Below are 13373 nucleotides of genomic sequence, written 5' to 3' on the forward strand. Positions count from 1 at the left end.
CGCCATGAGTTGCGATCCTGATCAGTCCTTGACGATATCGCGAATGGCATCCTTGCCCTTGCCGACACCTTCCTGAACCTTGCCGCCGGCCTTCTCGGCCTTGCCTTCGGCAGTGAGGCGGTCGTTGCCGGTGACCTTGCCGGCGGCTTCCTTGATCGAGCCCTTGACCTGATGTCCCACGCCGGCAGTGCGATCCTTGTCCACCATTTTTTCTCTCCCTGGGCCGATGCCCAAAGGCAGCAACGAGCCGGGCCAAGTTTCGTTCCTGCCGCTCACTGCTCGACCTTGGTCTCGAACAGGCTCTGCGGAACGGCGAGCCCGGTGGTGATGTCGAACAGGTCGACATGGGTTTCCCGCCCCTGCGCGTCGATGACGCTCCACCCCTTCAGGGCGACCGGATTGTCCGTGAGTACGACCGTCAGGCTGCCGTCGCCGGGGGTCGCGGTGCGGACCAGCGCCACCTGCAGCAAACCGTTCGCGTGGTTGAAACCGGTGATCGTCACGTCGCCGGCGAGGCTCAGGTTCGGTCGCAGCAGCAGCCCGACCGGCGTCTTCTCGAGCGGGATCTCGGTGGTCTGGCCCAGCTGGCTGTCGGTGAACACCATCCGCCCGGCACCCGCCACCAGCAGCAGCGGGCTCGGCTTGTCGTACTCGAAGCGCATGCGGCCGGGACGGTCGAGCCAGACGGTGCCCGTGGTGCGGCGGCCATCCGGGGCGATCTGCTGGAACCGCGCCTTCAGCGTGGTGATCCCGTTCAGCGTGTCCTGGATGCGCCCGATCCAGCCCTGATCGGCGGGGGTCAGCTGCACCGAGGTCGCACCATCTGGCGCATTCTGGGCACGTGCCGCCGGCACTCCGGGGATGAGGGGGACCAGCAGCAGGAGTGGGATCAGGGCGCGGCGCATGATCCGCATCCTATCCTGCCGCGAGGGGCTGCGCGAAGGGGGCGGAACGCGCGGTCGACCCCTCAGGAGGAGCCGATCAACACCCCGGCGGCGAAGACCAGGCCGCCACCGAACATGATCTGGATCGCCGCCGACAGGAACGGCGTGTCCTGGTAGCGCCAGCGGATCCACGAGATGATCGCCAGCTCGATCACCACGACGATGGCCGCCACCACCAGCGCCACCCTGAAATCGTTGATCAGGAACGGCAGGGTGTGGCCGATGCCGCCGAGCGTGGTCATCAGCCCGCAGATCAGGCCGCGCAGCAGCGGTGCGCCGCGCCCGGACAGCACGCCGTCATCCGACGCCGCTTCGGCAAACCCCATCGAGATGCCGGCGCCGACCGACGCCGCCATGCCGACCAGGAAGGCATTCCACGGCAGATGCGTGGCAAATGCCGCAGCGAACACCGGCGCCAGCGTCGACACCGACCCGTCCATCAGCCCGACCAGGCCCGGCTGCACCACCTGCAGCACGAACCGGCGACGCGCGTGGTCGTCCTCGGTCTCGCGCTTGCTGGCCGGCAGCAGCTTCAGCTCGATCGCGCCGGCCGCCTGCTCGTGGGCGTCCTCGGCCTCGGCCAGATCACCCAGCAACTTGCGGATCGCCGGATCGGACGTCCGGGTGGCGGCCTGCCGGTAGAAGCGGGCGGCATCGAGTTCCATCTGCCGTGCGTGGCGCCGGATGGTGTCGATCCCGGAATGTTGCACCTGCCACGGGGCGCGACGCTGTGCGAAGCCGGCGACGTCCTGGCGGCGCACCAGCGGAATATGATTGCCGAAGCGCTCCGCATACAGGTCGATCAGGCGACGCCGGTGGTCCTGCTCCTCGTTCGCCATCTCGGAAAAGATGCCGGCGCTGTCTGGAAAGTTGTCCCGCAGCTGATGCGCGAAGTCCGCATAGATGCGGCCGTCCTCCTCCTCGTTGGCGATTGCCAAGGCAAGGATTTCGGCCTGGGTGAGGTCGGTGAATTTACGCATGTCAGAGTATTCGCCGCTGTCCCGGAAATTTTCAAGTCAAAGAAAAGAAGCTGCAAATGCCTCGCGCTTCCATGACTGTGGCTTTGCTTTTGCGACTTGTTCTCGATTGCGGCGAGTCTGGTCAGTGACGGAAATGGCGCATCCCGGTGAACAGCATCGCCACGCCAGCCTTGTCCGCTGCCGCAATGATCTCGGCGTCGCGGATCGAGCCGCCCGGCTGGATTACCGCAGTGGCGCCGGCCTCGATCGCCACCTCCAGCCCATCGGCAAACGGGAAGAACGCATCCGAGGCCACGACGCTGCCTTCGGTGAGCCGCCCGTCGAGACCAGCCGCCCTGGCTGCCTCCAGGCTTTTCGCTGCGGCGATGCGTGCGGAATCCACCCGGCTCATCTGGCCGGCCCCGATGCCAACCGTGGCGCCATCCTTCACATAGACGATGGCGTTCGACTTCACGTGCTTGGCCACGCGGAAAGCGACGATCAGGTCAGCCAACTCGGCTTCGGTCGGCGCACGCTGGGTCACCAGCTTGAGGCTGTCGGCGCGACCGTTGTCGCGGGTCTGCGCCAGGAAGCCGCCCGCCACGCTCTTCAGCATCAGCCCGCCGGCCAGCGGGTCCGGCATCCCGCCGGTCAGCAGCAGCCGCAGGTTCTTTTTCGCCGCCAGCACGGCCCGCGCGCCCTCGGTGGCATCTGGGGCGACGACGACCTCGGTGAACAGCTTGGCGATCAGTGTCGCCGCCGCCTCGTCGAGCGTGCGATTGACCGCGACGATGCCGCCGAACGCCGACACCGGGTCGCAGCGCAGCGCCAGCTCCCACGCCGCGGCGAGGTCGGCACCCACGGCCACACCGCAGGGATTGGCGTGCTTCACGATCACCACCGCCGGCGCGCCGAATTCGGCAACCGCCTCGAACGCCGCGTCGGTGTCGTTCAGGTTGTTGTACGACAGCGACTTGCCCTGCACCTGCCGGGCGGTGGCAAGGCCCGGACGCGCGCTGCCGTCGGTGTAGAAGGCCGCCTGCTGGTGCGGGTTCTCGCCATACCGCAACGCCTCGGCGCGCTGGCCGACGATCGCGAGCGAGGCCGGCAGCAGGTCGCCGCGCTCGTCGCTGAACCACTTCGCGATCGCCGCATCGTACGCCGCGGTGCGCGCATACGCGGCACCAGCCCAGGCACGACGATCCGCCACGGTCGTGCCGCGCAACGTCTTGAGGCTGTCGATCAGCGAGCCGTACTGGGCGGGGGTGGTCAGCACAGCCACATGGGCGTGGTTCTTGGCGGCTGCGCGGATCAGGGCCGGGCCGCCGATATCGATGTTCTCGATGCAGTCGTCGGGTGCCGCGCCGGCCGCCACTGTCGCCTCGAACGGGTACAGATTGACGCACACTAGGTCGATCGGCGCGATCGAATGTTCGGCCATCTGCGCCAGATGTTCCGGCAGGTCACGCCGCCCAAGGATGCCGCCATGGATCTGCGGCACCAGCGTCTTGACCCGGCCATCCAGGATCTCGGGGAAGCCGGTATGCTCGGACACGTCGATCACCGTAAGTCCGGCCGCGCGCAACGCCTGCGCCGAGCCGCCGGTGGAGAGCAGTTCCGCGCCATGCGCCGCTAGTGCCTGCGCCAGCTCGACCAGGCCGGTCTTGTCGGACACGGACAGCAGCGCGCGGCGGATCGGCAGGATGTCGGAGGTCATGACGGCAGGTCCTATCGCGGTCTCGAACACGGGACGATCCGGCCCGCGGCCCCGGCTTTATCGCGCGGCGAACTCGGTGAGAAGCCGCGCCACCTCCGGCGGGTCGCTCTCCTCCATCACCCGGCGCGCAAGCCTGCGGCATTCATCGAGCGAGGCCTGCCGCACGACCTGCTTCACGCGCGGGATCGCCGAGGCGTTCATGCTGAACGAGCGCAGGCCCATCCCCATCAGCAACGGCACCACCAGCGGGTTGCCGGCGATCTCGCCGCAGAGCGATACCGGCCGGCGCAGCCGCAAGCCGGCGTCGGTGGCATGGCCGATCAGGTGCAGCACCGCCGGATGCAGCGGATCGTAGAGCCCGGCGACGTGGCTTGAGGCGCGATCCACCGCCAGCGTGTACATGGTGAGGTCGTTGGTGCCGATCGCCAGGAACTCAGCCTCCAGCGCCAGTGTCTCGGCGCCGAGAGCCGCAGCCGGGGTCTCGATCATCACACCCAGTGGCGGCAGCTTGTCGGGCAGGCGAACGCTCCGGCGACGCAGGCGGCGGACCACCCGGTCATAGATCTCGCGGGCGGCGCGCAACTCGGACGCGGTCGTCACCATCGGCAGCAGGATGCGAACCGCACCGTCGCGCGCCACCCTGAGGATCGCCGCGAGCTGCGTCTCCATGACCTCCGGATGCTGCAGCAGCAGACGCAGGCCGCGCAGACCCAGCGCCGGATTGAGATCGTTGCCCCCGGTAAAGACACCGGCCGCACTCAAGGCCTCGCTCTGCTTCTCGCCACCCCAGTCGAGCAACCGGATGGTGGTGCAGTCGCCGCCCATCGCCGCGACCACGCCGCGGTAGATCTCCGCCTGCTCGGCCTCGCCGGGCATCCGCTCGGCGTTGATGAACAGGAACTCGGTGCGCAGCAGGCCGATCCCGGCAGCTCCCGCCTGGGCGATCAGCGGCAGCTCCGCCGGCAGCTCGAGGTTCGCCTGCAGCTCGACCGCCTCGCCGCCACTCAGCCTGGCCGGCAGCCGCCGCAGCCTGGCCAGCCGCTGGCGCTCGCGGGCATAGGCCACGACGTCGCGTTGTGCGGCCTGCAGGGTGGCGTCGCTGGGATCGAGGGTGACCAACCCGGCGCCGCCATCGACCACTGCCTGGGAGCCGGCCTGCGCCTTCGCGGTTGCACCAGCCACACCCAGCACCGCCGGGATGCCCAGCGCGCGCAACATGATGGCGGTATGATCCGAGGTGCCGCCATCGTCCATCACCACCGCGGCGACCCGGGTGGGATCGATCAAGGCGGCATCCGACGGCCGCAGCTGCTCGGTCACCAGCACCGCACCGGCCGGCAGCTTGGCGAACGAACGGAATGGGGCGCGCGTCAGGTTGCGGATCAGCCGGCGACCGATCTCGCGCACCTCCTCGGCGCGCCGGAGTGCAGCCGCGGCCTCCTCGCCATCGGCCCCCGGGGCGAGTGCCGCATTGTGTTGCGAGGTGCCGTTGGTGGCGTCGCCGGCCACGATCCTGGCCGCCGGCGGTGCCAGCAGCTGTGCCAGCGCCTCGGCCTCCATCATCACCGCAGCCTCGGCATTCAGCCTGTCCTGCTCGATCCGCCTGATGGCGTTGCGCATCAGGCGGGAGGGGCCAAGCATCTGCCGATAGACATCGAGCAGCGGGGCGATCTCGGCCTGGCTCTCCTCCGACAGGAAGGCCAGGCGGCCGCGAAGCTTCTCGAGCTGGCGCAGCGAACGTTGCACCGCCTCGTCCAGCCGCACCGTCTCGGCGGGGATCTCGGCAGGACGCAAGGTGCGGGACGCGACGACGGCCGGCGCTTCGGCGGCGAAGGCGACCGGGCCAATGGCGATCCCCGGAAAGATGCCCTGGCCCCGGAAGCGCAGCTCCGCCCCGGGCGTCCAGGACGTGGCATTGCCGCTGTCGCTGGCAGACTGGTCGCTGGCGGGCGGAACGGTCGAGGATTGCGGGCCCGGGGGATTGTCCCGCTTCGCACGCGGGCGGGGAGCTGCCCGAGAGCGAGCCCTGTCGCCGCCTTTGCCGGTGCCGTCAGTCCTGCTCATCGAAGCCAGCCTCGACCAGGCCGGCCAGCGCGTCCAGGGCTTCCTGCGCATCCCAGCCGTCCGCCTCGGCATGCAGGGTGATCTGCGCACCGCGGCCGGCGCCGAGCATCATCAGCCCCATGATCGAGCGGGCGGAGACCATCTCGCCATCACGCGACACCTCGACCGGGGTGTTGAAGCGCTCGGCCATCACGACGAAGCGCGCGGCGGCCCGGGCATGCAGCCCGCGCAGGTTCACGATCGTGACGATGCGGGTCAGCCGGTTCGGCTCGACTGGCATGGCCGAGGGTTCCGGGATGGCGGACGCCTATCCGAGGACCGGCTCGGGGCGCCGCATCCGTGGGATCTCGATGTCCGTCTCCGACGGGGCCGCCGATGACATCTGGCAGCACACGGCGCCGCCAAGACAGGTCTTGGGCAAATGCGAGGCAGCAGAAATATATTTCCGACCGGCGGTCTCGGCGATCTCGATGCACTCGTCGAGAGTACGGTTCGAGCGGATCTTGGCGAGCTTGACCAGCATCGGCAGGTTGACGCCGGCGATCACCTCGAGGTCAGGGCGGCCCAGCATCGCGATTGCCAGGTTGGACGGCGTGCTGCCGAACATGTCGGTGAGCAGGATCACGCCATCGCCGTGATCCACCGCGACGATAGCGGACTCCAGGTCACGACGACGCGCCTGGATGTCATCGTCGGCCCCGATCGACAGCGCGGCGATCTGCTGCTGCGGGCCGACGACGTGCTCCATGGCGGAGCGCAGCGACGGGCCGATCTCACCATGGGTGATGAGCACCAGGCCGATCATGCGGGTCTGCCTTGTCGAGCCAGACGGGAATTCATCGGAATGATCGACCAGTCGCGGCTCAAGCTCGCTCCATTCGGTTGACGGCACACCTTGCCAGGCAATCGGCCCCAAGGTCCCATCCAGGCAGTTCGCCACTCATACGCAGCAACTCTACACGGCTGTCCATGAACGGTTCGTTGAGCAAGACGGCAACATTCGGCGACTGCCGGGTTACAGCGGGCTGGAGAGGCCGGTGTCGTCTGATTGGAATGTGGTGCGCCATAACGACTTGAGAGCGATTCCTTACCATCTAGTCATGTTTCAGGCGAGTGTCTGCTACGCAAAAAACGCAGCCGCTTCGGGAGCCCACTTCACAGTCCACTGATCGGCAGCACGCGCCGACCGGCCAGGCAATCGAGGGCGATTTCGACCTTGAGCGGTGCCGAGGCCTGGAACGGGTCGATCCGCAGCATCGGCAACCCGAGACGCCGATGACGGCGTGGCCACGGCATCCGTCGATCGTCAGCGTCCGCAATCGGACCGGGCAACGCCTCCGCTGCAGCCTGGTCGTCGAGTGCCAACACCAGAACCAGCCCTGCAGGGGCCGTGTGAGCGATCCGGAGCAGCCCCAGCCCGCGCACCTCGACCAGGCCGGCCAGCGATGGCGGCGGAGTGGCCAATCCCTCCCGGATGGTGACCTGATCGTCGGCGACGAGCGAGAACCCGCGATCGATCAGCCGCAGCAGGAGGTCGGACTTCCCGGATCCTGGCCGACCCAGCAACAGGACCGCCTGGTCCCTCAGGACACCGCAGCTGCCATGCAGCGTGATGACGGCCGGTCCAGCAGGGACACCCATCGCATCTCCCGGATGCAGCTCAGCTTCACGAGATGCGATCCTGTTCATAAATATCTCCAAAACATGAATATTGGATTGAAGTGTGGCGGAGAATGACGCATTCGTGAGCAGCCGTGCTGGTGAAGCGGTCTGATTTGGAGCAGCCATGATGTCGGTGATGACAAGGACGCAGCTTCACGATCTCGAGCCCTCGCCTCTGTCGCGGATCGAGAACCGACCGGTGAACGGTCGGCAGGAAGTGCGCGTCCGCCGCGTCACCGGGTTCGACAGGCGGCATGGCGGCTTCCCGCGGCGTCTGTCGGAGCAGTGTCGTCACGCCCTGATGAACGGGGCGCATTCGCTCGAGGCGGCCGGGCTCTCGATGAGCGACGTCGTCAGGGTGGTTTATCTTGTGCACGATGCGGATGCATTCCCCGCCTGCTTCCCGCTGTTGCGCGATGCGTTCGGTGATTCCCGGCCGGCGTTGACCTTGCGCCTTGTCGACGGCTTCGATACCCCCGACGTCAAGATCGAGCTCGAACTGATCGCGCGCGGGCCAACCCCGCCGAGCTGAGCCGGATCGCCGCCGGCCCGACTGCTCCCGCCGGAAGGATGCAGGACAGTGCAGCTGCCGGAGCGACCTACAGGCGATACAGGCCCCGAAGAGGACGACGCGGCCGAGCTGGCAGCGTTGCGGTTCTCCCTGGTTCGCGCGGGGCTGATGCAGGCCGATCTGCGTGCCTCGCTGCACCGGCTGCAGGCGGAGCACCGCGCGCTGCTCGACCGATCTGCAACGCCCATCCCGGCGCCGGACCCGATGCCGGAGCCGGAGCCGGAGCTGGAGCTGGAGCTGGAGCCGATCGCGCCCCAGATTGCCCAGCTTGATGCCGATATCGTCCTGTTGCGGCAACTGCTGGCCGCCCACCAGTCGAGTACGATCTGGCGTGCGCCAGAACCGTTGCGACACGTGCTGGGCCGACGGCCCGGCGTTGCACGCAACGGGCGGCGTGCGCTCAAGGCGGTCTGGTGGACGCTGACGCTGCAGTGGCCGGCCCGGATGCGGGCACGGTCGATTACCGGCGAACGTGCGCGAGCGGATCCTGTGGCACCCGCCCCGGTGCCGCCCCCGATACCAGGGTTGGACCCGGCGCCTGATCCACGGCACCCGACGGACCCGGCGCCTGATCCCCAGCCCCCGACTGACCCGCCACTTCAGTTGCCGACGGCGGCCGATCCGCTGGTCTCGGTGATCGTCCCGAGCTACGGCCAGGTGGCGGCCACGCTGCGCTGCCTGCGCGCGATCGCCGGGTCAGAAACCGAAACCCCGTTCGAGGTGATCGTCGCCGAGGATGCATCCGGCGATGCGGAGGTGGTTCGGCTGGAACAGGTCGGCGGCCTGCGCCTGGTCTGCAACGCGACAAACCTGGGCTTCCTGCACAACTGCAACGAGGCCGCCCTGCTGGCCCGCGGCCGCTACCTGCTGTTCCTGAACAACGACACCGAGCCACTGCCGGGCTTCCTCGACGCGCTGGTCAGGCTGGCCGAGGCGATGCCGGACGCGGGGCTGGTCGGCTCGAAGCTGCTGTTCCCCGACGGCACGCTGCAGGAGGCCGGCGGCATCGTCTGGCAGGACGCGACGGGGTGGAACTTCGGTCGCGGCGACGACCCCTCGCGGCCGCAATACAACACCGTGCGCGACACCGATTACGTGTCCGGCGCCTCGATCCTGCTCCGACGGGATCTGTTCGAAACGCTCGGAGGCTTCGATCCGCTGTTTGCGCCGGCCTATTACGAGGACACCGACCTCGCCTTCCGGATCCGCGCGCGGGGCCTGCGGGTGATGTACCAGCCGGCCAGCGTGGTGGTGCATCACGAGGGGCTGTCGCACGGCACCGACATCACCAGCGGCATCAAGGCGCGCCAGGAGGTGAACCGGCACCTCATGCTGGCGCGCTGGCCGAAGCTGCTGGCGGCCGAGCATTTCCCGTCCGGAACCGACGTGATGCGTGCCCGCGAGCACGCAAAGGGGCGGCGTACCATCCTGGTCATCGACCACTACGTCCCCGAGCCCGACCGTGACGCCGGCTCGCGCTCGACCATGGGCATCCTCAACGCGCTGCGCGATGCCGGCTGGGTGGTGAAATTCTGGCCACAGAACCGGTCGCACAACGACTACACCCACCGGCTGGAAAGCATCGGGATCGAGGTGCTGGATCATCGGCTGCCGATGGGCTTCGCCGACTGGCTGATCGGCAACGGCGCCGAGCTGGACCACGTGATGACGATGCGGCCGACCGTCGCCGTCGAGTTCGTGTCCGACCTGATGCGCTACACCCGCGCCCACCTCAGCTTCTACGGCCACGACATCCACCATGTGCGGATGCAGCGGCAGGCGGCACTGACGGGTGATGCGGCACTTGCCGCCGCGGCGGCGGAGATGGCCAGGCTCGAACGCCGGCTCTGGGGGCTGTTCGACGTGCTCCTGTACTTGTCCGAGACCGAGGCGGCGATGGTGCGGGAGCAGTGCCCGGATGCTGTGGTGCGGGCCGTCGTGGGATTCAGCTACAACCGCTTCCGGACCCGGGGCGCGCCGCCGGCCGAACTGCTGATCCTGTTCGTCGCTGGCTTCGCGCACCCTCCCAACATCGACGCGGCACAGTGGCTGGTGACGTCGATCCTGCCGCTGGTCCGGGCAGAGATTCCGGCGGCGATCCTGGTGCTGGCGGGGTCTCACCCGACCGCCGCCGTACGGGCTCTGGCCGATGGCGACCGCATCACCGTGACCGGCAGCCTGGACGAGCCCGAGCTGGCGGCACTCTACAAGCGGGCCCGGGTGGCCATCGTGCCGCTTCGCGCCGGTGCCGGGGTCAAGGGCAAGGTGGTCGAGGCGTTGCAACAGGGTGTGCCGTTGGTCACGACCCCGATCGGCGCGGAGGGCGTTCCGGGGCTGTCCGAGCTGGTGCCGGTGAACGACCAGGCGGCCGCACTTGCAAACTCGGTGGTCACGTTGCTGCGCGACGACCGCTCCTGGAGCAGCCAGTCCGCGCTGCAGGTGGCCTATGCAGAACGCCATTTTTCCCGTGCGGCACTGGCGGCAAGCCTGTTCGCAGCGTTGGAGCCATCCGGACAGGTTTGACGAGCCAGACCGAAGACGCGGATTTCATCGAAAGCGGTAATACCCTATCACCCGCCCGGGACGAGCCCGCAGGGCCTCGATCATCGAAAGGACGCTTCCATGGAAAGCTCGGATATCGCGCGGGTGCAGACCTATCTGCGCAAGCTGTTCGGCTCGGACAAGGTCAACGTGGTGGCACCGCCGCGCAAGGGCGCGACGATCGAGCTGGCGATCGACAAGGAAGTGATCGGCACCGTGCATCGCGACGAGGACGAGGGCGAAGTGTCGTTCTCGATCATCATCACGGTGCTGGAAGAGGACCTGGCGCCTGCAGCCGCGGGTTCCGCACCCGCCAAGGCAGCAGCCCCGGCAGGCAAGACAGCAGGTACATCCCGCCGCTGAGGGCAGTGATCCAGAAGCTCGCCGGCCAGTCGGTGGTCCAGGCGAGCAGGATGCCGCCCCATGCCTCGGCGAGCGCCAGCAGCGCCGACACGGCGAGCCCAGCGCCGAGTGATCGCGTCAGCCGCTGAGCTGTCGCGGCCGGTCCGACCATCAGGGTGAACACCAGCAGCACGCCGACGATCTGCGCGCAGCCGGCAGTGGCCAGCCCGACCAACCCGAGGAACAGCACCGAGACCAGCCGTAGCCGCACCCCGCGGGCCTCGGCCAGCTCGGGTTGCAGGCTGGCGAACAGCAGCGGCCGGCCGATCAGCGCCAGCCCGGCGAGGGTCAGCGCGCCCAGCACGATCAGCGTCCGCAGCGTGGCGCGGTCGACGCCGAACACGTTGCCGAACAGCAGCGCCGTGGCCTGGGCGGCGTAGCTGGTGAAGAAGTGCAGGAACAGCAGCCCGAGCCCGAGCGAGGCGGCCAGCACCATGCCGATCGCAACGTCGCGTCCGGCCACCTTCTCGCCGAGAAATCCCATCGAGAGGCCGGCCGCCAGGGTCATCGCCACCAGGCCCCAGAGTGGCGGAAACCCGAGCAGCGCCGCACCGGTGGCGCCGGTGAAGCCGACATGCGAGAGCGCGTGGCCGGCAAAGCTCTGCTGGCGCAGCACCAGGAAGAAGCCGACCGGTCCGGCCACCAAGGCTACCGCGGTGGCGGCGGCAAACGCATTGACCATGAAGTCGTAGCTGAACAGCCCGGACAGCATCAGGCACTCGCCCGCGCGGCGTGGTCGTGCGTGTGGGTGTGCTGATGGCCGGCGCACGGACCATGCGCATCGCGCTCCACATCGTGCGAGCCGGACATCACGAAGATGCGGCCGCCGATCCGCACCACCTCGATCGGCGCGCCATACAGCCGGGACAGGCTGGCCGAGGTGATGACCTCGTCGACACTGCCGAGCGCCGCCTGGCCGCCGCCGAGATAGAGCACGCGATCGAGGGCGCCGAGCAACGGATTGAGCTCGTGGGCGCTGAACAGCACGGCGATGCCGAGCGAGCGTTGCAGGTCCCGCACCAGCCCCACGACTTCCGCCTGACGCGAGGGGTCCAGGCTGATCAGCGGCTCGTCGAGCAGCAGCAGCTTCGGCTGGCCGAGCAGCGCCTGGGCCAGCAGCAGCCGCTGGCGCTCGCCACCGGAGAGTTCTGACAGCGGCCGAGGCGCCAACGCCGTTGCCTGCACAAGCCCGAATACCCGATCGACCTCGCGGCGTGCAGCCGGCCCCGGCAGCCGCACGCCCCAGCGTTGTCCATCCAGGGCCGCCGTGACCACGGTGCGGCCATCCAGGCGGGCGACCGGCGCCGCACGCACCTGCGGCATGTAGCCGATGAGCGGATTGCCGCGTCCGATTGACTGCCCGAACACGGAGATCCGCCCCTGCGCCGGCCGCAACAGGCCGAGGATCGCCCGCATCAGCGTGGTCTTGCCGGCCCCGTTGGCGCCAAGCACGCCGACGAATTCGCCCGGCGCAATATCGAGCGAGATCCGCGACAGCACGGTCCGGCCGCCCTGCACCAGGCTGACATCGGCAATCGCCACGGCTGGTTCAGAAGCGCGACCGGCCGGCAGGGTCATGTCGCAGGCCGTCCGAGTGCCTCGGCGACGGCATCCAGCTGGGCCAGCATCCATTGGGTGTAGTCCCTGCCGGGCGGCTCGGTCTCGGTCACGCCGATGATCGGCACGCCGGCCTTCGTGGCGATCGTCTGCAGGTGCTGTGCTGCGCTGTCGGTGGCCTGGCTGTTGGTCAGCAGCAGCCGTACCCGATGCTGGCGCAGGTCCTGCTCCATCGCAGCGACGTCGGAGGCAGCCGGCTCGGTGTCGTTCATGACTGCAAGCTGGAAGCGCTGGTTGCGCATGTCGAGCCCGACCGCGCTCGCCATGTCGCCGAACACCGGCTCCGTGGCAGTGACAGGCATGCCGGCATACCGCGCCTTCATGGCACGCGCCCGGGTGGCGACAGGCGCGATCGCGGCCAATACCTGGTCGAGACGGCGGCCATAATCCGCGGCGTCGGCCGGATCACGGCGTGCGAGCTCCGCCGACAGGGCGTGGGCATAGGCCGGCATGGTGATCGGATCGTACCAGAGATGCGGGTTGTCGCCCGCGTGCCGCCCGATCAGGTCGGCGACCACCAGCACCGTGCGCTCGGGTTGCCCCGGCCGTGTCGGCGATGCCGCGAGCAGCGTCGTCATCCACGGGTCGTAGCCGATGCCATTGGCGACGACGATTGCGGCACCCGCCACGGACCGCGCGATGCCGGGGCTGATCTCGAACAGATGCGGGTCCTGGTCGGGGTTGCTGAGGATGCTGGTGACGCGCACATGAGGGCCACCGAGAGACTGCGCCAGGTTCCCGTACATGTTTTCTGCCGCGACGATCAGCAGCGGGGCCTCCGCACGGGCTGAAACAGCGTTCAGGCCGCACAGGGCGAACGCCAGCCAGATCGACCGACGCGCAGTCTGCCTGATGCGTGTTGCGTCCATCGATCGGTTCCCTCCCGTGCCGGAGAA

Annotated in this window: 14 protein-coding genes; 3 read left to right on the top strand and 11 right to left on the bottom strand. The window is 68.5% G+C overall.

Annotated features, from left to right (window positions below; all coding sequences use genetic code 11):
- Nucleotides 1–21 precede the first annotated feature (21 nt).
- The 8 genes from ACOEQ2_RS09190 to ACOEQ2_RS09225 form a co-directional block, all read right to left on the bottom strand.
- On the bottom strand, nucleotides 22–207 hold the full coding sequence (locus ACOEQ2_RS09190; RefSeq protein ID WP_419731063.1) for a CsbD family protein: 186 nt from the start codon (nucleotides 205–207) through the stop codon (nucleotides 22–24).
- A 65-nt stretch (nucleotides 208–272) separates the two neighbouring features.
- Nucleotides 273–905 carry a LolA family protein gene (locus tag ACOEQ2_RS09195; protein WP_419731064.1) on the bottom strand — a complete coding sequence of 211 codons (633 nt, stop codon included), beginning with the start codon at nucleotides 903–905 and terminating at the stop codon, nucleotides 273–275.
- A 62-nt stretch (nucleotides 906–967) separates the two neighbouring features.
- On the bottom strand, nucleotides 968–1924 hold the full coding sequence (gene mbfA, locus ACOEQ2_RS09200; protein ID WP_419731065.1) for an iron exporter MbfA: 957 nt from the start codon (nucleotides 1922–1924) through the stop codon (nucleotides 968–970).
- Nucleotides 1925–2045: 121 nt separating this feature from the next.
- A complete protein-coding gene (gene purH / locus ACOEQ2_RS09205) occupies nucleotides 2046–3620 on the bottom strand; it encodes a bifunctional phosphoribosylaminoimidazolecarboxamide formyltransferase/IMP cyclohydrolase (protein WP_419731066.1) in 1575 nt (524 codons plus the stop codon).
- A gap of 57 nt (nucleotides 3621–3677) precedes the next feature.
- Nucleotides 3678–5684: a phosphoenolpyruvate--protein phosphotransferase gene (gene ptsP / locus ACOEQ2_RS09210; protein ID WP_419731067.1), complete on the bottom strand. Its 2007-nt coding sequence runs from the start codon at nucleotides 5682–5684 to the stop codon at nucleotides 3678–3680.
- A complete protein-coding gene (locus ACOEQ2_RS09215) occupies nucleotides 5671–5964 on the bottom strand; it encodes an HPr family phosphocarrier protein (RefSeq protein ID WP_419731068.1) in 294 nt (97 codons plus the stop codon). Before ACOEQ2_RS09215 ends, ptsP begins: the two co-directional genes overlap by 14 nt.
- A gap of 27 nt (nucleotides 5965–5991) precedes the next feature.
- Nucleotides 5992–6600: a PTS sugar transporter subunit IIA gene (locus ACOEQ2_RS09220; RefSeq protein WP_419731069.1), complete on the bottom strand. Its 609-nt coding sequence runs from the start codon at nucleotides 6598–6600 to the stop codon at nucleotides 5992–5994.
- Between the two features lie 239 nt (nucleotides 6601–6839).
- The gene (locus ACOEQ2_RS09225; RefSeq protein WP_419731070.1) at nucleotides 6840–7325 is read right to left on the bottom strand and encodes an HPr kinase/phosphorylase; all 486 of its coding nucleotides are present in this window, start codon (nucleotides 7323–7325) and stop codon (nucleotides 6840–6842) included.
- Nucleotides 7326–7482: 157 nt separating this feature from the next.
- Here ACOEQ2_RS09225 and ACOEQ2_RS09230 point away from each other — a divergent pair, with 157 nt between their 5' ends.
- The 3 genes from ACOEQ2_RS09230 (at nucleotide 7483) to ACOEQ2_RS09240 (ending at nucleotide 10821) form a co-directional block, all read left to right on the top strand.
- Nucleotides 7483–7878, top strand: a complete 396-nt coding sequence (locus ACOEQ2_RS09230) for a Rid family hydrolase (RefSeq protein ID WP_419731071.1) — start codon at nucleotides 7483–7485, stop codon at nucleotides 7876–7878.
- 48 nt (nucleotides 7879–7926) lie between these two features.
- Nucleotides 7927–10440: a glycosyltransferase gene (locus ACOEQ2_RS09235; protein WP_419731072.1), complete on the top strand. Its 2514-nt coding sequence runs from the start codon at nucleotides 7927–7929 to the stop codon at nucleotides 10438–10440.
- 99 nt (nucleotides 10441–10539) lie between these two features.
- Nucleotides 10540–10821: a DUF3126 family protein gene (locus ACOEQ2_RS09240; protein WP_419731073.1), complete on the top strand. Its 282-nt coding sequence runs from the start codon at nucleotides 10540–10542 to the stop codon at nucleotides 10819–10821.
- Here ACOEQ2_RS09240 and ACOEQ2_RS09245 read toward each other — a convergent pair.
- The 3 genes from ACOEQ2_RS09245 to ACOEQ2_RS09255 are packed head-to-tail and all read right to left on the bottom strand — an operon-like array spanning nucleotide 10721 to nucleotide 13346.
- Complete coding sequence (locus ACOEQ2_RS09245; RefSeq protein WP_419731182.1) at nucleotides 10721–11560, bottom strand: metal ABC transporter permease; 840 nt, start codon at nucleotides 11558–11560, stop codon at nucleotides 10721–10723. The two genes, ACOEQ2_RS09240 and ACOEQ2_RS09245, sit on opposite strands and share 101 nt — an antisense overlap.
- Before the next feature lie 11 nt (nucleotides 11561–11571).
- The gene (locus ACOEQ2_RS09250) at nucleotides 11572–12402 is read right to left on the bottom strand and encodes a metal ABC transporter ATP-binding protein (RefSeq protein WP_419731074.1); all 831 of its coding nucleotides are present in this window, start codon (nucleotides 12400–12402) and stop codon (nucleotides 11572–11574) included.
- 32 nt (nucleotides 12403–12434) lie between these two features.
- Nucleotides 12435–13346 (bottom strand): metal ABC transporter solute-binding protein, Zn/Mn family, encoded by a 912-nt coding sequence (locus ACOEQ2_RS09255; RefSeq protein WP_419731075.1) that lies wholly within the window; start codon nucleotides 13344–13346, stop codon nucleotides 12435–12437.
- Between the last annotated feature and the right edge of the window lie 27 nt (nucleotides 13347–13373).

It is taken from the genome of Lichenicola sp., from assembly GCF_965198575.1.
Taxonomy (GTDB): Bacteria; Pseudomonadota; Alphaproteobacteria; order Acetobacterales; family Acetobacteraceae; genus Lichenicola.